This is a genomic window from Pseudophaeobacter sp. (assembly GCF_039971195.1).
In the GTDB taxonomy this organism is placed as follows: domain Bacteria; phylum Pseudomonadota; class Alphaproteobacteria; order Rhodobacterales; family Rhodobacteraceae; genus Pseudophaeobacter.
Window position 1 is genome coordinate 1 of sequence record NZ_JBDWPJ010000062.1, and the last position, 17,678, is coordinate 17,678.

A 17,678-nucleotide genomic window follows, 5' to 3' on the forward strand; every position below is an offset into this window, starting at 1 on the left:
AAGAACAAGCCGTTGTCTTCCATGGTCGACAGACCAGGGGAGGTTGCCGAGGGCGAAACCATGACCATGCCGTTTGGAATGGCAACGTTCTGCAGGATCGCACCGGTCACACCAGAGCAGTCACCACCGATGATGCCATTGGCGCCTTCGGCGATCAGCTTTTCGGCGTTGGCAACAGCCAGACCGTTGTCGATGCAGCCGGTGTCGGCGCGTACCGAGGTCACAGTTGCGCTATCAAGCAGCTTGCCGGATTTGGTAACTTCGTCCATCGCCATTTCGGCGCCGGCGGCCATTGCGGCTGTCAGCGATTCAATTGGTCCGGTGAAACCGATCAAAACGCCGAGCTTCACTTCCTTGGCGTGGCCGCCGGCATAGGCGGTACCAGCCGTCAGGGCGAGGGCCGCAGTGGCCATCATCATTTTTTTCATCATTTTTCTCCCAGTTTTTTTTGGAACAAGTGTGTTCATTTCAAAATCCTAGGCAAGGGGCGTTGAAAAGGAAAGTCTTCTTGGCCTGGAAATGGATTTTGATCTGCGCTTGCTCTCATTTTTTTGACCAACCTTTTTGGGCTGGCCTGATGAGGCGGATGCTCTACAGGGAACGCGGCCCGAGGGGAAGAAAAGATTGTCGTTTTTGTCGCAGGGGAAGGGTGCTCTTAGCCTCAGGTTTGACGGTATTACGCCACGCTACTACTGAGCCTGTGCGCAGTACGCCCAAGGGCAACCCTCTGAGGCAGAACCAGTTTTGCACAAATTTTGATCATTTGGATAAGACCACCCAGCGTCGCGCCCACAAGGCAGAACGCTGGGTGAAATTTTTGGATCCAAAGTGGCGGACCGGTTTGAAAAGGCGGGTCAAAGCCGAGGCTGTCCAAGGGAAAGCAGCTGGGAATCAGCCTGAAGAATCACCACCGGCTTTTCAGGAGAATCACACGGTCCCAGACTTGCTGCCACGTTCCCGGTAGGGGGTGGTATCGTAGTGTGAGCGGTAACACTTGGAGAAATGCGACGGTGATGCAAAGCCACAGGCCAGCGCCACATTGATCACGCTCATATCGGTCTGCATCAAAAGGTTGCGGGCCTTTTGCAGCCTGAGCTCCATATAGTAGCGCTTTGGGCTCCGGTTCAGGTAGCGCCGGAATAGCCGTTCCAGCTGCCGGGTCGACATGCCGACATCCTGCGCCAGCACCGAGGGGCTGATGGGTTCCTCGATATTAGCCTCCATCATCTGGATCACCATCGACAGCTTTGGGTGACGCACCCCGATACGTGTCGGAATCGACAGGCGCTGGGTGTCCTGATCGGTGCGGATCGAGGAATAGATCAACTGATCCGCCACCGCATTTGCCAGATCTTCGCCATGGTCCGTGGCCAGAAGCTTTAGCATAAGGTCAATCGACGAGGTCCCGCCCGCAGTAGACAGCCGATTGTTATCAATAACAAATACCGATTTAGTCAGAGTGACTTCTTCAAATTCCTCAGCAAAACTATCAATGTTTTCCCAGTGAATTGTCGCCCGCTTGCCATCCAGCAGCCCAGCCTTAGCCAGCACATAGGAGGCAGTGCAAAGCCCGCCGATCATCACGCCTTTGCGTGCTTCACGGCGCAGCCAGGCCAAAAGCTTTTTGCTGGTGGCGCCCTGAACGTTAACGCCCGAACAGACCAGAATGGTATCATCGCGCTGCAGATCGCCCAGATCCCCATCCACCGCAAAGGTGGTTCCGGCAGAACAGGTCACGTTTTCGCCAGCTTCGCTCAGCAGGGTCCAGCTATAGGCCTCACGCCCGGCCATCCGGTTTGCAATGCGGAGACATTCCATCGCCGATGCAAAAGAGAGCATCGAGAATCTGTCTAGTAAAACAAAGACATATCTTTTTGTGGGGCCGATTTCTTTGGGGGCTTCGGCCGGTTTTTTGTGGGTTTGCATTGGGCACATCCTTGGCAAAATTTGAATGCACCGGGAGAGACTTTTCCTAAGTCAGCCCCGCGTGAGACCTGAAAACCGTGATCACAGGTTTGAACCCGGGTCAAGAGGTGCAAATCTAAACTGGCCAGCACGAGAGCGTTTTTGTATAGATGGCATCCGTTCTACTATTAAGACCTCTTAAGCGGAGAAAAGCTATGAGTGAGTGGCAAAAGGCAACCTGGCGCAACAAACCCCGCGTGCAGATGCCCGACTATACCGACGCCGCGGCCCTCGGGGCCGTCGAGGCGCAGCTTTCAAAATATCCGCCTCTGGTCTTTGCCGGCGAGGCGCGGCGGCTGAAACAACATCTGGCTGCCGCCGGACGCGGCGAGGCCTTCCTGTTGCAGGGCGGCGATTGCGCCGAAAGCTTTGAGCAATTCAGCGCCGATGCTATCCGCGACACCTTCAAGGTGATGCTGCAGATGGCTATGGTGCTGACCTATGGTGCCAAGGTGCCGGTGGTCAAGGTTGGCCGCATGGCCGGCCAGTTTGCCAAACCGCGCAGTGCGCCAATTGAAACCCTGGATGGTGTGGAACTGCCCAGCTATCGCGGCGATATCATCAATGATCTCGATTTCACCGCTGACTCGCGCATCCCCGATCCCAAGCGGATGTTGCAGGCCTATACCCAGGCAGCGGCAACCCTGAACCTGCTGCGCGCCTTTTCAACCGGTGGCTATGCCGATGTGAATCAGGTTCATGCCTGGACCCTGGGCTTTACCGAAAGCGAAAAGGCCCAGACCTATCGTCAGATGGCGAACCGGATCACCGATACGCTCGACTTCATGAAGGCCGCGGGCGTCAACAATGATGCCTCCCACGCGCTGCAGACGGTCGAATTCTACACCAGCCACGAAGGGCTGCTGCTGGAATATGAAGAGGCGCTGACCCGTCTGGATTCCACCTCCGGGAAATGGCTGGCTGGCTCGGGCCATATGCTATGGATCGGCGATCGCACTCGTCAGCCAGATGGGGCCCATGTTGAATTCTGCCGCGGGGTTTTGAACCCGATAGGCATGAAATGTGGCCCCACCACCTCGGCTGACGACCTGAAGGTGCTGATGGAGCGGCTGAACCCGGAAAACGAAGAGGGCCGTCTGACATTGATCGCCCGCTTTGGCGCCGGCAATGTCAGCGAACATCTACCGCGCCTGGTCAAGGCCGTCGAGGAAGAGGGCGCCAAGGTCACCTGGGTCTGCGATCCGATGCATGGCAATACCATCAAATCCTCCACCGGCTACAAAACCCGTCCCTTTGAAAGCGTGCTGCGCGAAGTGCAGGACTTCTTTGCAGTGCATAGCGCCGAAGGCACCATTCCGGGCGGCGTACATTTTGAAATGACTGGCCAGGATGTGACCGAATGCACCGGCGGGGTGCGGGCTGTGACGGATGAAAACCTGAGCGACCGCTATCACACCGCCTGCGATCCTCGCCTCAATGCCAGCCAATCGCTGGAATTGGCCTTTCTGGTCGCCGAAGAGCTGTCAGAGCTGCGCAACAAGCGCCAGGCCAAACAGGCCGAGGCCAGCTAAAGACGCATTGCCAAACGGCCGCTCCTTTGTAGTCAAAGACCCGCCTCAAGAACTTGGGGCGGGTCTTTTTTTGGGGCGAGCCCCTGGAAATACGGCTTCGATGCCAGGCACTTACCCGGAAAAAAGGGAAACGCCCCGGGAATTCTTCCACAGGGCGTTGGCTTACTAGACTATGACCAAATAGACTAGAAACAGACTAAAATTTTCACTAGTGGGCCGGTTCATCGCGGCTGGAGACCAGCCGCAAATGTGAGGTTTTCGACTTGCTCTTCGGATCCGCACGCGATGTGTCTCGGGCCGGCTTTTTGATCTTCCGATCCGCAATGTCCCGCGCTTCCTGCAAAATAGAGGTTTCAGTCGCCATTTTGGATTGCAGTTTTGCAAAGTCAGGGTTTGGCGTGTTCACCTCTTCCGACGCACGTGGCTTGGCTTTGAACTCGGTATCATCGACAGATTTGCCGACAGCCCGCATCTCGATCGAGGAGATGGCAAAACGCTGCGAAGTGCTGGTTGGGTTGCCCTCAGAGACAAATACACCCAGTGCACGGCTCACATCGCCCAGATCACTGCGCAGCGGCAGCAGCAACATGCGGGCTTCGCGGCGACCGCGCAGACGGGAGGCATCGGTCTGCATATCAATTTCAACAATCGAGGGCGTTTCAAACATCTGCTCCAGCGCCGCGCTCATCTGTTTGCGCGCTTCGGGAGTGAAGAAGGCAGTGATCGGCATGCCGCGCACTTCCATACCGGCCATCTCGTTGACCTTTTGCCCTGCGAGACGGAAGCGGGCGATGCCGGGGGCGACGCGTTCCAGAATGAAGGTCTGCGACAGAATGTTTTCAAGGCCACGTGGATCAATCTGCGACCGGTTAGGAATGTCATCACCGCGGCGTAGGGCTGTCCAATAGGCTTCGGCCTGGCGCATCGGGGATACCGAAATGGAATTACGGAAACTGTTCATGGGAACCACCTTGTTGTGACCCTTTTCCTGCTCTGAATTTTTGCTACCGCCAAAAAACATGTGCTCTTCCTTACGTTGACCGGGGCGCTTACCATCTGGTCCTAAACACAGCCTCAGGGCTGCCTTATTTGTACCGTTTAGATGGTTACCTTGCAGTTAACATGCCACAATGTAATTCAAATTTGGACTAAAACTTAAAGCAATGGTTAACGCCTTGGGTGAATGCCCTATCCTTTTGCGCTAGACTGTACGACGAATACGGGTCTTGTGACGGTGTTTTCAGGGGCTTAGGGATCAAAAGGGGCACTATCTATGACCATTCGAAGCATGACCGGTTTTTCTTCCGGGAAGGGCGCTCTTGCGGCGCATAGCTGGAGCTGGGAGGTGCGATCGGTCAATGCCAAGGGGCTGGATCTGCGGCTGCGGGTGCCGGACTGGCTGGAAGGGCTTGAGGCCCATCTGCGTAGGGTTATGGGGGCCAGACTGGCGCGGGGCAACGTCTCCCTGGGCCTGCGCATCAACCGTAGCGAAGAGGGCGGCAGCACGCTGTCGCTGAACAAGCCTTTGCTTACATCGGTGCTGGCGGCACTGGCCGAAGCCGAAGAGATGGCGCAATCCTGCGGAGTGGATCTCTCGGTCACCTCTGGCGCAGATCTGCTTTCTATTCGCGGTGTGTTGGAAACCTCGGTGAGTGAGGATGATCCGGCACCGCTGGTTGCCGCCATGAAAGAGGAATTTGAAAGCATTTTGTCCGAATTCGTTCAAATGCGTGAAACCGAAGGGGCAGCGCTGGCACAGGTCCTGCAGGATCAACTGACCGAAGTGCGCCGTTTGACCGACCTAGCAGCCGAGCAGGCCGAGGCGCGCAAACCCCTGGTGGCGGCGGCTCTGAAGGCCAACCTTGCCAGGGTCATGGACAACACTGACGGGGCAGACGCCAATCGCGTGGCACAGGAACTGGCGATGCTGGCGGTGAAATCCGACGTTACCGAAGAGATTGACCGGCTTGGCGCCCATATTGCCGCCGCAAGCGAACTGTTGGCAACTGGCGGCGCGGTGGGGCGGAAACTGGATTTCCTGATGCAGGAGTTCAACCGCGAGGCCAACACACTCTGTTCAAAAGCGCTCAACAGTGACTTGACCTCGACCGGTCTAGAGTTGAAAGCAGTGATCGACCAGATGCGCGAGCAAGTGCAGAACATTGAATAACCCCAGACTATTTCCAAGGGAGAAGACCTGATGGCAGATCGGCGCGGCCTTTTGATCATCCTGTCCTCGCCATCCGGCGCAGGCAAATCCACTCTGGCAAAGCGGTTGCGCAGCTGGGACGACAGTATTTCATTCTCTGTTTCGGCCACCACCCGTAACCCGCGCCCCGGCGAGGTCAACGGCCAAGACTACCACTTTGTCTCAGTGGATGACTTCAAATCCGCGGTGACCGAAAGCGATATGCTGGAACATGCCCATGTTTTTGGCAATTTCTACGGCTCCCCCAAAGGCCCGGTGCGCGAGGCCATCGAAGACGGCCAGGACGTCCTGTTTGATATCGATTGGCAGGGTGCCCAGCAGATCCGCAACTCGGAACTGGGCCAACACACCTTGTCGATTTTCCTGCTGCCGCCCTCGATTACCGAGCTGCGCCGCCGGTTGGAAAGCCGGGGTCAGGACGATGCCGAGACCATCAAGCGCCGGATGGAGAAAAGCTGGGATGAGATCAGCCACTGGGGCAGCTATGACCATGTGTTGATCAATGATGATCTGGACGCCACCGAGGCGGCGCTGAAAACCATCATCACCGCCACCCGCCTGCGCCGCATCCAGCAACCACAGCTGACCGACCATGTGCGCGTCTTGCAAAGCGAATTCGAGGAGATGTCATGACACTCTATGCTCTTGGAGCCCATCAGCCACAGCTGCACGAGGATACCTGGGTGGCGCCGGATGCCAATCTGATCGGCAAAGTGGTGCTGGAAGCCGGCGCCTCGGTCTGGTTTGGCTGCACCATTCGCGCCGATCACGAAGAGATCCGCATCTGCGAAGGCGCCAATGTGCAGGAAAACGTGGTCATGCATATTGATGCAGGTTTTCCGCTCACCGTGGGCAAGAACTGCACCATCGGCCATAAGGTCATGCTGCATGGCTGCACCATTGGCGAAAACAGCTTGATTGGCATGGGGGCCACGGTGCTCAACGGGGCCAAGATCGGCAAGAACTGCCTGATTGGGGCAGGAGCGTTGATCACCGAAAACAAGGTGATCCCTGACAACTCCCTAGTGATGGGCGCGCCGGGCAAGGTGGTGCGCGAGATTTCTGAGGCCCAGGCGCAGAAACTCACTCTCAGTGCGCTGCACTATCAGGAGAACATGCGCCGGTTCCGCGACGTGATGCGCCCAGTCTGACTACGAGGCTGCAACTCGGTCTGATCTGGCGCAAAAGGTGTAGAGCCCAAAGACTGCCACAAAGCCTTTACATTCCCCTGATAGCAGGGCCGGATTGCAACTGGAGAGCGGAATGAAACAAGAGGTCATCGCGGGTTTTCTTGAGGCCATGCCGCTGCCTTCTGTTCTGGTCGACCAGACTGAGCGTTTCATTGGCGCCAACAAGGAAGGCCGTGCCCTGCTTGGGGAGCAGATCCTTGGCCGCCACTTTGCGACAATTCTACGCCAGCCCAGTATGACCGGCGCCATTGAAAAAACTCTTGCCGATCGCAGCAGCCGCAGCGCGCGGCATTTGTCCAATGATGGCGCGCAGGACACCACCTACGAGGTTAGTCTGCGTTACATTTCTGGCATTGGCGCGGTGGAAGGCGGCGCGGTGCTGATCACCTTTAGTGATGTGACAGAGCGCGAACAGGCCAGCCAGATGCGGCGCGACTTTGTTGCCAATGTCAGTCACGAGCTGCGCACGCCACTGACCGCGCTGATGGGATTTATTGAAACCCTGCGGGGGGCCGCCCGCGATGATCCAAACGCCCGAGACCGATTCCTCACCATCATGGAGGGGGAGGCCAGCCGGATGAATCGCCTGGTGGGCGATCTATTGTCACTGAACCGGGTTGAGAGCAAAGAGCGCATCCGCCCCAAGGAAGAGCTGGATCTTGGCGCGCATCTTGCCTCGGTGTTGAAAACCGTACAGCCGCTGGCGGAGACGGCTGGCACCAGCCTGGTGTTTCAGCCACCCGAAGCCCCGGTGGAAATCATTGGCGACCCGGATCAACTGTTGCAGGTTTTTATCAATCTGGTGGAGAACGCCATCAAATATGGCGGTGACCGGGTCGAAGTCACCCTGGAGCTGCTGGAGCGTGATATCTCGCTGCGGGCCCCGGCAGTAAAGGTGCAGGTCATCGATAATGGGCCCGGCATTGACCCCATCCATCTGCCGCGCCTGACAGAGCGATTCTACCGCGCGGACAGCCATCGCTCCCGCGAGCAGGGTGGCACCGGTCTTGGGCTTGCGATTGTGAAACACATCGTCAATCGCCACCGCGGCAAGCTGCGGGTCAAGAGCGATCTGGGGCAGGGCAGCTGTTTTTCCGTGACACTTCCACTCTCTCAATAAGAACTGTCTTAGTCAGACCTGTTACATGCACTCACTGTCACAAACGGGCGCGTTTCACCTGAAATGCGGCTTTGAAACCTGCGTCCGACCGGCATTTGTCATGAATTTTGGCCCGCCCAGATCGTGTTCTGGCGAAAAAGTTAAGGCCGAGGACGGTTTTTGTGACATTTCCGACCTCAAATCCAATCTTGTCATACAGCTGTTACATAGCCGTCACAAAAGCCTCATGTCGGCCTCTTAGGAGGAGCACATGATCATCACGAAGATGGTCACTGATCTTAATCTCTCATGGAGACACCCATGTCCTTTGTGAAACTGACCGCTTCTGCCCTGACCATTGCCGCAGCCACCGCGACTGCCGCAACTGCCCGTGACCAGGTGCAGGTTGCAGGCTCCTCGACCGTTCTGCCCTATGCTTCCATCGTTGCCGAAGCCTTTGGCGAAAACTTCGACTTCCCAACACCCGTTGTTGAATCGGGCGGTTCCTCTGCCGGCCTGAAGCGTTTCTGTGAAGGTGTTGGCGAAAACACCATCGACGTTGCAAACGCCTCGCGTCGCATCAAGGAAAAAGAAATCAAAGCCTGCGCCGAAGCAGGTGTTACAGATATCATCGAAGTGCGCATCGGTTATGATGGCATCGTTTTTGCTTCCGACATCAAAGGCAACAACTTTGAATTCACTCCAACCGATTGGTTCCTGGCCCTGTCCAACGAAATCATGGTTGATGGCAAGATGGTTCCAAACCCAAACAAAACCTGGGCTGATGTAAACCCTGCCTTCCCGGCACAGGACATCCAGGCCTTTATCCCTGGCACCAAGCACGGCACCCGTGAAGTTTTTGAAGACAAAGTGATCCTGGCTGGCTGTGAAGCCACTGGCGCCTTTGAGCACCTGCTGGCCCATGCCGAAGGCGACAGCGCCAAGGCACAGAAAAAAGCTGCTGAAAAAGCCTGTATCGCCCTGCGCACCGATGGTGTTTCTGTAGACATCGACGGCGACTACACAGAGACCCTGGCTCGCATCGAGAGCAACCAGGACGGCATCGGCGTCTTTGGTCTGGCTTTCTATGAAAACAACACCGACAAGCTGCAGGTCGCAACCATGTCCGGTATCGTGCCTTCCACCGAAAGCATCGCAACCGGCGAATACCCTGTGTCGCGCCCGCTGTTCTTCTACGTGAAGAAAGCCCACATCGGCGTGATCCCTGGCCTGAAAGAATATGCTGAGTTCTTCATCTCCGATGAGGTTGCCGGCGCCGATGGCCCACTGTCTGAATATGGCCTGGTTGCCGACCCCGAGCTGAGCGACACTCAGAACGCGGTTGCCGACGAAGCCACCATGGGCGGCAATTCCTGATAGCCCCCAGCACATAGCTTTTGGCTGGGGCGGATCATCCGCCCCAGTCTTGTTTCTGGACCAGATCCAGCTCCCTTTCCAACGCTGCTGTCATACCGGAGCTTTTGATGCCAACATTCTGGCTTGTCGTTGTCCTGCTGGCGCTTACTGCGCTAGGCTTCTGGTTCGGGCGCCGCCGCGCCCTGGCCTCGGCCAATGGGAACCCCCGCGATCTACATTCGCTGCCCGTCTACTATGGCGCCAATGTCTCCATGAGCATCGCCATTCCTGCACTTTTGACGCTGGCTATCTGGCTGCTGGCCCAACCCATGGTGATCGAAAACCGGGTCTCGGCTCTGATCCCCTCAGAACTGGTTCCGGAAAACACCAGCCTTGGGCTGGTGATGAGCGACGTGCGCCGCCTGGCTGAGGGCTTGGACGAAGCCATCGTTCAAAAGGTCCTAACATCAGAGCAGGCGCTGGCTCTGGACGCAGAGACCTCCGATATTCGTGCCACGCTTGGCAGCCTTGGCGTTGCCTTGGGGTCTGACGTGCGGCCTGAAGTTCTGCAGGCGGCACAAAGCTACCGCAGCCTCTCGCGCAGCGGGTCCACCGCGATGACAGTGGTCTGTCTGCTCCTGGCCCTGGTTGGGTTAGTCCTGTCCACGCGCAATTCCCACAAAGAGTTTCGCGCGCGAAACGTTGTGGAGCGCGGCGTGCTGGCGCTTTTGGTGCTGGCGGCCTCGCTGGCGATCCTGACCACCGTGGGCATCGTCCTGTCGATGCTGTTTGAAACCGTGAATTTCTTTGGGCTACACGCCTGGAAAGACTTCTTTTTTGGCAGCACCTGGGCGCCGAACTTTCGCGGTGACAGTGAACTGTCGATGCTGCCGCTGCTCTGGGGCACGCTTTATATCTCAGCGATTGCGCTGCTGGTCGCGGTGCCTGTGGGTCTATTCGCGGCAATCTATCTCTCTGAATATGCGGGTCCCGGTGTACGGGCCTTTGCAAAGCCGCTGCTGGAGATCCTCGCCGGCATCCCAACCATCGTCTACGGGCTTTTTGCCTTGCTAACCGTTGGCCCCTTGCTTCTCAAGGTCTTTGGCCAGGGCGAAAACGGTCTTTTGGGGCTTGAGTGGATGACCGGAGCGACCTCGGTACTGACCGCGGGCGTGGTCATGGGCATCATGTTGATCCCCTTTGTTTCCTCCCTGTCAGACGACATCATCAACGCGGTGCCACAATCGCTGCGCGACGGGTCCCTGGGCCTTGGCGCCACCCCGTCGGAGACCGTGCGCCAGGTGGTCCTGCCGGCCGCCCTGCCGGGCATCGTTGGTGCCATCCTGCTGGCCGCGTCGCGCGCCATTGGTGAGACAATGATTGTGGTCATGGGGGCAGGGGCGATTGCCAAGTTCTCTGCCAACCCCTTTGAATCAATGACAACAATCACCACCCGTGTGGTCAGCCAGCTGACCGGAGATACTGATTTTGCCAGCCCTGAAACGCTGGTGGCCTTTGCCCTCGGGCTTTCCCTCTTTGTCCTTACTCTGGGCCTCAATGTCCTGGCGCTTTACATCGTGCGCAAATATCGGGAGCAGTACGACTAATGACTGATCTTAGCCCAACCCCGGACCAGCCGGCTGCAGCCAAGACCTCGCTGCTGACCCTGAGCCCACGCACAGTGAAGCGCAATTCAGCCGAAACCCGCTTCAAAGCCTATGGCATTGGTGCCATTGCGGTGGGTCTTATGATGCTTCTGGTCCTGGTCGCCACAATTGTCGGCCGCGGCACCGGCGCCTTTCAGCAGACCTTCATCACCGTGAATGTCGAGCTGCTGGAGGCCAAACTGGACAAAAACGGTGAGCGCAATATCGAAGATATCAAGCGCGTCACCACTTTTGGCTATGCGCCACTACTGAAAACCGCGATGAAGAATACGGTTTCAGAGCTTGGTATTGAAACCGACCTCAAGGCCAAACATCTGGCCGGCATTTTGTCCAAAAGCGCGGTGGCGCAGCTGCGCGCCTATGTGCTCGCCAACCCGGATCAGATCGGCCAGACCGTGGAGTTCCGGTTTCTAGCGCAGAGCCGGGTGGATGGCTATCTCAAGGGGCGTGTGAGCCGCGAAAGCATTGAAAACGATAAGAACATCTCTCCCGCACAACTGGATCTGGTGGATGCGCTGGTCGCCGCCGGGGTGATCGAGAAGACCTTTAACCTCGATTTCATCCTCGGCTCTGATGCCTCTGACCAGCGCCCCGAAGCCGCCGGTATGGGTGTGTCGATGCTGGGCTCGCTGTTCATGATGCTGGTGGTTCTGGCCCTGGCCCTGCCCATCGGGGTTGCAGCTTCTATCTACCTGGAAGAATTTGCGCCCAAGAACTGGATCACCGATGTGATCGAGGTGAATATCGCCAACCTCGCGGCGGTGCCGTCGATCGTCTACGGTATCCTCGGTCTGGCAGTCTTTATCAACTATATGCACCTGCCGATGTCCGCGCCGCTGGTTGGTGGCCTGGTGCTGACACTTATGACCCTGCCCACCATTATCATCTCTACCCGCGCCTCTCTAAAGGCAGTGCCGCCCTCGATCCGCGATGCGGCACTGGGGGTGGGAGCCTCCAAAATGCAGTCGGTGTTTCACCATGTCCTGCCGCTGGCCGCGCCGGGTATCCTTACAGGGACCATCATTGGCCTGGCCCAGGCCCTGGGGGAAACCGCGCCGCTCTTGCTGATCGGCATGGTGGGCTTCATCGCCTCCAACGCACCAGAAACCATTGGCGAGGGCCTGCTGTCGCCGAACTCGGCCATGCCTGCCCAAATCTATGAATGGGCCAAACGCGCCGACCCGGCATTTTACGAACGCGCCTGGGGCGGTATCATCATCCTGCTCGTTTTTCTTGTAACCATGAACACGGTGGCTGTCGTGCTGCGTCGCCGCTTTGAACGCCGCTGGTAAGTGGAGGTGAGGCAATGAACACCATGAATATGATGGATAAAACCTTGGACACACAAACAACCAAGATCTCTGCGCGCGATGTCAACGTCTACTACGGTGACACCCATGCGATCAAAGACGTCAATGTCGAGATCGACGCCAATACCGTGACGGCCTTTATCGGCCCCTCGGGCTGCGGAAAGTCGACCTTCCTGCGCTGCATCAACCGGATGAATGACACCATTGATGTCTGCCGGGTGACCGGTGACATCCTGCTGGATGGTGAAGACATCTATGACAAACGGGTGGACCCGGTGCAGCTGCGCGCCAAAGTGGGCATGGTGTTTCAAAAACCAAATCCCTTCCCCAAATCGATCTATGACAATGTCGCCTATGGTCCAAAGATCCACGGGTTGGCCCGCAACAAGGCCGAAATGGACGAGATCGTTGAGAAATCCCTGCGCCGAGCGGCCATCTGGGAAGAGGTCAAAGACCGTCTCGATGCGCCGGGTACCGGTCTGTCTGGTGGCCAGCAGCAACGTCTGTGTATCGCCCGCGCCATCGCAACCGAGCCCGAAGTCCTGCTGATGGATGAGCCTTGCTCAGCACTGGACCCCATCGCCACCGCCCAGGTGGAAGAGCTGATCGACGAGCTGCGCACCAATTTTTCTGTGGTCATCGTAACCCACTCGATGCAGCAGGCCGCCCGCGTGAGCCAAAAGACGGCCTTTTTCCATCTTGGCAATCTGGTTGAGTTTGGCCCCACCGGCCAGATCTTTACCAACCCGGATGATCCACGCACCGAGAGCTATATCACCGGTCGTATCGGCTAACCCCACAAAGGAAAAACCCATGGTAGAACAACATATTGCCTCCGCCTTTGATCGGGATCTCGAAGCCATCCAGGCCCAGATCATGAAGATGGGCGGATTGGTCGAAGTCGCCATCATCGACTCCGCCCGTGCCCTGGAAACCCGCGACGAAGAGCTCGCCCAGCAGGTGCGCCGCGGCGACAAGGCCATCGATGGTCTGGAAGAATTGATCAACGAAGAGGCCGCTCGCGTTATTGCCATTCGCGCCCCGGCAGCAGTGGATCTGCGTCTGGTCCTATCGGTGATGAAGATCGCCGGCAATCTGGAACGCATTGGCGATTATTCCAAAAACATCGCCAAACGCACCGGGGTGCTGATCCAGGGGCAGGACAATTCCGACAGCGCCGCCGCACTGCGCCGCATGGCACGCGAAGTTGAGCTGATGCTGAAGGATGCGCTGGACGCTTATATACAGCGCGATGTTGAACTGGCCGCCGATGTGATCGCCCGCGACCGCGAAGTAGACCAGATGTACAATGCACTGTTTCGCGAATTCCTCACCCATATGATGGAAGATCCACGCAATATCACCTCCTGTATGCACCTGCATTTCATCGCCAAAAACATCGAACGCATGGGGGACCATGTGACCTCTATCGCCGAAGAGCTGATCTATCTGGTCACCGGAAACCGCCCCGAGGATGACCGCCCGAAGGCCGACACCACCTCTACTACGACGCAGGAGATCTGACCCATGACTGCCGATCAGCCCACTGTTCTGATCATCGAGGACGAGCTGGCTCAGCGCGAGGTCCTGGCCTACAATCTTGAGGCCGACGGGTTTCGCGTTATCCGGGCCGAAAACGGCGAAGAGGGGCTGCTGCTGGTCGAAGAAGACATGCCCGATATCATCGTATTGGACTGGATGATGCCTAACCTCAGCGGCATCGAGGTCTGCCGCCGCCTGAAAACCCGCCCCGAGACCCGCGGCATTCCGATCATCATGCTCTCGGCGCGCTCGGAAGAGGTCGACAAGGTGCGCGGACTTGAAACTGGTGCCGATGACTATGTGGTGAAACCCTATTCGGTGATCGAGCTGATGGCCCGGGTACGCACCCAGCTGCGCCGGGTACGCCCCTCCACCGTGGGTGTGCGTCTGGAATTTGATGACATCATTCTGGATGCCGAGACCCATAAGGTCAGCCGCTCAGAGAATTCGCTGAAGCTGGGCCCGACCGAATTTCGCCTGCTTTCGACCTTTATGGAAAAACCGGGCCGGGTCTGGAGCCGCGAACAGCTGCTGGACCGGGTCTGGGGGCGCGATATCTATGTGGATACCCGCACCGTGGATGTCCACATCGGCCGGTTGCGCAAGGCGCTGACCCAGTTTGGCGGCAGTGATCCGGTACGCACCGTGCGCGGGGCCGGCTACGCCTTGGGCTAGCACTGTCCTGAAGTTGCAAACAACCATGGGTCCCGCGCGGGGCCCATTTTGCTTTGGTCATAGCAACTTACCGGGGCAGGGGATCTTCGGGTTGAGCCTGACCCTCCAGCCAGGTGCGAAACTTTTGCAAAGCCGGATCCCGCGTTTTTGTCTGTGGCCAGACCAGATAATAGGCGCCTTTGGCCTCGCTTGGCTGGCTCTGCAGGGCAGTAAGACGTCCAGTGGCGATGTCCTGCTCCACCAGATAGTCCGGCATCAGGGCCACGCCAAACCCATGCTGTGCGGCTTGAGTAATTGTTGAGAATTGATCATACATTGTGCCGCTCATATCCTCCGCCGCGACAGAAACCCCTTGGGTTTCGAACCAATCTCGCCAGGCCTGAGGGCGGGTTTGGATATGCAGCAGCGGCATCTCAAGGATCTCTTGAGCGCCAACAACAGTGCCGGCCGAGACCAGATCTGGACTGCAAACCGGCAAGAGCTGTTCGTGTTTCAACAGCAGGGATTCCGTTCCCGGCCACCTGGCTGTGCCAAAATGTATAGCGGCATCAATGTCTTCACTGGAAAAACTAAAAGGCTGCAATCGCGTGGTCATATTGATGGTGACATCCGGGTGACGCCGGGCAAATTCGGGCAGGCGCGGCATCAACCAGCGCATACCAAAGGCCGGCAGGATCGCCAGGTTTAGACTTCCCGCCATCGGCGCGGTCTGAACCCGCAAAGTAGACTGACTGATTTGGTCCAAGGCCTTCCGGATCTCACGCGCGTAGATCTCTGCCTCTGGTGTCAGGTGTAATTTTTTGCGATCCCGCTGCACCAAGGAAATGCCCAGCTGCGCCTCAAGCGCTTGTAATTGCCGACTTACGGCGCCCTGCGTCAGGCTTAGCTCCTCGGCGGCTGCCGAGGCACTGCCAAGCCTATCAAGCGCCTCAAGCGCACGTAGGGAGGAAATAGTGGGCAGGAATCGTCTGGGCAGCTGCATGTATGAGTTCTACGCATGTTTGGATGCCAAAGTCTCGCTGTTTTTTGTCGGCCTGGCTTGTTAACCTCCGGGCAAGCTTTGAGACATTAACAGCCGAGGACCGATCAATGACCGAAAAACCGCACCTGCGCGCCAAGGATGCCCCTGATCTGGGACGTTTCACTTGGGAAGATCCCCTGCGGATGGATGACCAGTTGAGCGAAGACGAGCGCATGATTGCCGCCTCGGCGCGGGCCTATGCGCAGGAAAAACTGCAGCCACGGGTCACCTCGGCTTACGAAAACGAAGAGACCGATCCGGCAATCTTTCGCGAGATGGGCGAGATGGGTCTGCTCGGCACTACCATCCCCGAAGAATACGGCGGATTGGGCGGCGGCTATGTCTCTTATGGATTGGTGGCCCGCGAGGTCGAGCGTGTCGACAGCGGTTATCGCTCGATGATGTCGGTTCAAAGCTCGCTGGTGATGTATCCGATCTATGCCTATGGCAGCGAAGAGCAGCGCCAGAAATACCTGCCCAAACTGGCCTCTGGTGAATGGATCGGCTGCTTTGGCTTGACGGAACCCGACGCAGGATCGGACCCGGCCGGCATGAAAACCCGCGCGGAAAAGACCGCGACAGGTTACAAACTGACCGGCTCCAAGATGTGGATTTCTAATGCACCCATCGCGGATGTCTTTGTTGTTTGGGCAAAATCCGACGAACACGGCGGCAAAATCCGCGGCTTTGTGCTGGAAAAAGGCATGAAGGGCCTGTCCGCGCCCAAGATCCAGAACAAGGCCTCTCTGCGCGCGTCAATTACGGGTGAGATCGTCATGGACGGCGTCGAAGTCGGCGATGACGCCCTGTTGCCACATGTGCAGGGTCTCAAAGGTCCCTTTGGCTGTCTGAATCGCGCGCGTTATGGCATCAGCTGGGGCGCCATGGGAGCCGCCGAGGCCTGCTGGCATGCCGCCCGTCAATACGGGCTGGACCGTACACAGTTTGGGCGCCCCCTGGCCAATACCCAGTTGTTTCAATTGAAACTGGCCAATATGCAGACTGAAATCACCCTTGGGCTGCAGGCCTCCCTGCGTGTTGGCCGCCTGATGGACGAGGCAAATGCCGCGCCCGAGATGATTTCGATCGTGAAACGCAACAACTGCGGCAAGGCTCTTGAGATCGCGCGTCATGCCCGCGACATGCATGGTGGTAACGGCATCAGCCTGGAATTCAACGTCATTCGCCACATGGTGAACCTCGAGACTGTTAACACCTACGAGGGCACCCATGACGTGCACGCCCTGATTCTTGGCCGCGCACAGACCGGTTTGCAGGCCTTCTTCTAAAGGATTTGCCCATCACGGCGTGAAACCGCTAAGATTTAAAGTAAAAACCAGGGCGCGGGGTGAAATTTTACCCCGCGTCTTTTTCCGTCACATCTATGCATTTTCGCAATTCCACCCTGTGAAAATGCAATGCAATTGAAAGCCTGTCTCAACAGGGGAAAACTGCAAAGAAAACTGAATGGGAATGCAGCAAAGTCACGGGCGATGGGATCCTAAACCCTTAATATGCCAGATCAGCGTCAGCCGAACCGGGTCAGCCCAAGGATCACGTTCCAGCCCTGGGACAAAGCCGAGTGAGGGCAGAGTTGAGCAGATCAATCACTCACAAGCCTCCGGGCAGAGGTTAACATCCTTAACCAAAGCCCAGAACGAACGCCAGGCACGGGTGCATTCTCCCTCGCGAGGCTTGAACTTCTGCATGGGGACAAAAAAACGCGAAACCGGAGGCTCAAATTGCAAACATGCAATAGCACAACTGCGAAAGTCAGATCGACCGCTTTTGAATTGCAAACTTGCAGGGGTCAATTTGCGCAATTTCAGGCCAAATCCTGCAAGACGATCCGCATTCAACCCAACAAGGCACCAACAAAAATGCGCCTTTCCAATAAGTTAACACGATCTGGTAGGGAAATCTAGTGGTTTTTTAAACCCTGAATAGGGCAGGGGGTTTACATCTCGCTAAATGAATATAAATAAATGAATATGTTAAACCCTTCGCCGGGCACCAGCCCCGGGGCAGCAGATGAGGTCCTCCCCAAGATGAAACACCAGCCTCAGCCCGCAAACTGGCAATCCTTGTTCCCGATCCTGTCCTGGGGGCGAA

Annotated in this window: 16 protein-coding genes; 12 read left to right on the forward strand and 4 right to left on the reverse strand. The window is 57.2% G+C overall.

The window, feature by feature from the left end:
* On the reverse strand, positions 1-428 hold a 428-nt coding region (locus ABJP42_RS05395; protein WP_348339053.1), incomplete at its 3' end, for an ABC transporter substrate-binding protein.
* 499 nt (positions 429-927) lie between these two features.
* Entirely contained in the window at positions 928-1,926 is a 999-nt protein-coding gene (locus tag ABJP42_RS05400; RefSeq protein ID WP_348339055.1) for a GlxA family transcriptional regulator, read from the reverse strand.
* Between the two features lie 194 nt (positions 1,927-2,120).
* On the opposite strand from ABJP42_RS05400, the gene ABJP42_RS05405 reads away from it, so the two are divergent.
* Complete coding sequence (locus ABJP42_RS05405) at positions 2,121-3,497, forward strand: class II 3-deoxy-7-phosphoheptulonate synthase (protein ID WP_348339057.1); 1,377 nt, start codon at positions 2,121-2,123, stop codon at positions 3,495-3,497.
* A 208-nt stretch (positions 3,498-3,705) separates the two neighbouring features.
* Here the strand turns inward: ABJP42_RS05405 and ABJP42_RS05410 are convergent, their stop codons facing one another.
* The gene (locus ABJP42_RS05410) at positions 3,706-4,518 is read right to left on the reverse strand and encodes a PAS domain-containing protein (protein WP_348339058.1); all 813 of its coding nucleotides are present in this window, start codon (positions 4,516-4,518) and stop codon (positions 3,706-3,708) included.
* A gap of 252 nt (positions 4,519-4,770) precedes the next feature.
* Between ABJP42_RS05410 and ABJP42_RS05415 the strand changes: the two genes are divergently transcribed.
* From ABJP42_RS05415 to phoB, 10 genes are all read left to right on the forward strand, one after another.
* On the forward strand, positions 4,771-5,667 hold the full coding sequence (locus ABJP42_RS05415; protein WP_348339060.1) for a YicC/YloC family endoribonuclease: 897 nt from the start codon (positions 4,771-4,773) through the stop codon (positions 5,665-5,667).
* Positions 5,668-5,697: 30 nt separating this feature from the next.
* The gene (gene gmk, locus ABJP42_RS05420; protein WP_348339062.1) at positions 5,698-6,339 is read left to right on the forward strand and encodes a guanylate kinase; all 642 of its coding nucleotides are present in this window, start codon (positions 5,698-5,700) and stop codon (positions 6,337-6,339) included.
* Positions 6,336-6,857: a gamma carbonic anhydrase family protein gene (locus tag ABJP42_RS05425; RefSeq protein ID WP_348339064.1), complete on the forward strand. Its 522-nt coding sequence runs from the start codon at positions 6,336-6,338 to the stop codon at positions 6,855-6,857. Before gmk ends, ABJP42_RS05425 begins: the two co-directional genes overlap by 4 nt.
* Positions 6,858-6,969: 112 nt before the next feature.
* Positions 6,970-8,016 (forward strand): ATP-binding protein, encoded by a 1,047-nt coding sequence (locus ABJP42_RS05430; RefSeq protein WP_348339066.1) that lies wholly within the window; start codon positions 6,970-6,972, stop codon positions 8,014-8,016.
* Between the two features lie 300 nt (positions 8,017-8,316).
* A complete protein-coding gene (locus ABJP42_RS05435) occupies positions 8,317-9,372 on the forward strand; it encodes a substrate-binding domain-containing protein (protein WP_348339068.1) in 1,056 nt (351 codons plus the stop codon).
* Between the two features lie 107 nt (positions 9,373-9,479).
* On the forward strand, positions 9,480-10,958 hold the full coding sequence (gene pstC, locus ABJP42_RS05440) for a phosphate ABC transporter permease subunit PstC (RefSeq protein ID WP_348339070.1): 1,479 nt from the start codon (positions 9,480-9,482) through the stop codon (positions 10,956-10,958).
* Positions 10,958-12,310: a phosphate ABC transporter permease PstA gene (gene pstA / locus ABJP42_RS05445; protein ID WP_348339072.1), complete on the forward strand. Its 1,353-nt coding sequence runs from the start codon at positions 10,958-10,960 to the stop codon at positions 12,308-12,310. The genes pstC and pstA overlap by 1 nt, the downstream gene beginning before the upstream one ends.
* Before the next feature lie 14 nt (positions 12,311-12,324).
* A complete protein-coding gene (gene pstB, locus ABJP42_RS05450) occupies positions 12,325-13,122 on the forward strand; it encodes a phosphate ABC transporter ATP-binding protein PstB (RefSeq protein WP_348339074.1) in 798 nt (265 codons plus the stop codon).
* Between the two features lie 19 nt (positions 13,123-13,141).
* Positions 13,142-13,852, forward strand: a complete 711-nt coding sequence (gene phoU, locus ABJP42_RS05455; RefSeq protein WP_348339075.1) for a phosphate signaling complex protein PhoU — start codon at positions 13,142-13,144, stop codon at positions 13,850-13,852.
* Positions 13,853-13,855: 3 nt separating this feature from the next.
* Positions 13,856-14,545 carry a phosphate regulon transcriptional regulator PhoB gene (gene phoB / locus ABJP42_RS05460; protein WP_348339077.1) on the forward strand — a complete coding sequence of 230 codons (690 nt, stop codon included), beginning with the start codon at positions 13,856-13,858 and terminating at the stop codon, positions 14,543-14,545.
* A gap of 67 nt (positions 14,546-14,612) precedes the next feature.
* Here phoB and ABJP42_RS05465 read toward each other — a convergent pair whose 3' ends face one another.
* Positions 14,613-15,527, reverse strand: a complete 915-nt coding sequence (locus ABJP42_RS05465) for a LysR family transcriptional regulator (RefSeq protein WP_348339079.1) — start codon at positions 15,525-15,527, stop codon at positions 14,613-14,615.
* A gap of 107 nt (positions 15,528-15,634) precedes the next feature.
* Between ABJP42_RS05465 and ABJP42_RS05470 the strand changes: the two genes are divergently transcribed.
* Positions 15,635-16,855: an acyl-CoA dehydrogenase gene (locus ABJP42_RS05470; RefSeq protein WP_348339081.1), complete on the forward strand. Its 1,221-nt coding sequence runs from the start codon at positions 15,635-15,637 to the stop codon at positions 16,853-16,855.
* Positions 16,856-17,678: the final 823 nt, after the last annotated feature.

Bases quoted from the DNA above. Each gene is read 5' to 3' on its own strand.
- ABJP42_RS05400 (WP_348339055.1), bottom strand. From the start codon at position 1,926: ATGCAAACCCACAAAAAACCGGCCGAAGCCCCCAAAGAAATCGGCCCC.
- ABJP42_RS05405 (WP_348339057.1), top strand. From the start codon at position 2,121: ATGAGTGAGTGGCAAAAGGCAACCTGGCGCAACAAACCCCGCGTGCAG.
- ABJP42_RS05410 (WP_348339058.1), bottom strand. From the start codon at position 4,518: ATGTTTTTTGGCGGTAGCAAAAATTCAGAGCAGGAAAAGGGTCACAAC.
- ABJP42_RS05415 (WP_348339060.1), top strand. From the start codon at position 4,771: ATGACCATTCGAAGCATGACCGGTTTTTCTTCCGGGAAGGGCGCTCTT.
- gmk (WP_348339062.1), top strand. From the start codon at position 5,698: ATGGCAGATCGGCGCGGCCTTTTGATCATCCTGTCCTCGCCATCCGGC.
- ABJP42_RS05425 (WP_348339064.1), top strand. From the start codon at position 6,336: ATGACACTCTATGCTCTTGGAGCCCATCAGCCACAGCTGCACGAGGAT.
- ABJP42_RS05430 (WP_348339066.1), top strand. From the start codon at position 6,970: ATGAAACAAGAGGTCATCGCGGGTTTTCTTGAGGCCATGCCGCTGCCT.
- ABJP42_RS05435 (WP_348339068.1), top strand. From the start codon at position 8,317: ATGTCCTTTGTGAAACTGACCGCTTCTGCCCTGACCATTGCCGCAGCC.
- pstC (WP_348339070.1), top strand. From the start codon at position 9,480: ATGCCAACATTCTGGCTTGTCGTTGTCCTGCTGGCGCTTACTGCGCTA.
- pstA (WP_348339072.1), top strand. From the start codon at position 10,958: ATGACTGATCTTAGCCCAACCCCGGACCAGCCGGCTGCAGCCAAGACC.
- pstB (WP_348339074.1), top strand. From the start codon at position 12,325: ATGAACACCATGAATATGATGGATAAAACCTTGGACACACAAACAACC.
- phoU (WP_348339075.1), top strand. From the start codon at position 13,142: ATGGTAGAACAACATATTGCCTCCGCCTTTGATCGGGATCTCGAAGCC.
- phoB (WP_348339077.1), top strand. From the start codon at position 13,856: ATGACTGCCGATCAGCCCACTGTTCTGATCATCGAGGACGAGCTGGCT.
- ABJP42_RS05465 (WP_348339079.1), bottom strand. From the start codon at position 15,527: ATGCAGCTGCCCAGACGATTCCTGCCCACTATTTCCTCCCTACGTGCG.
- ABJP42_RS05470 (WP_348339081.1), top strand. From the start codon at position 15,635: ATGACCGAAAAACCGCACCTGCGCGCCAAGGATGCCCCTGATCTGGGA.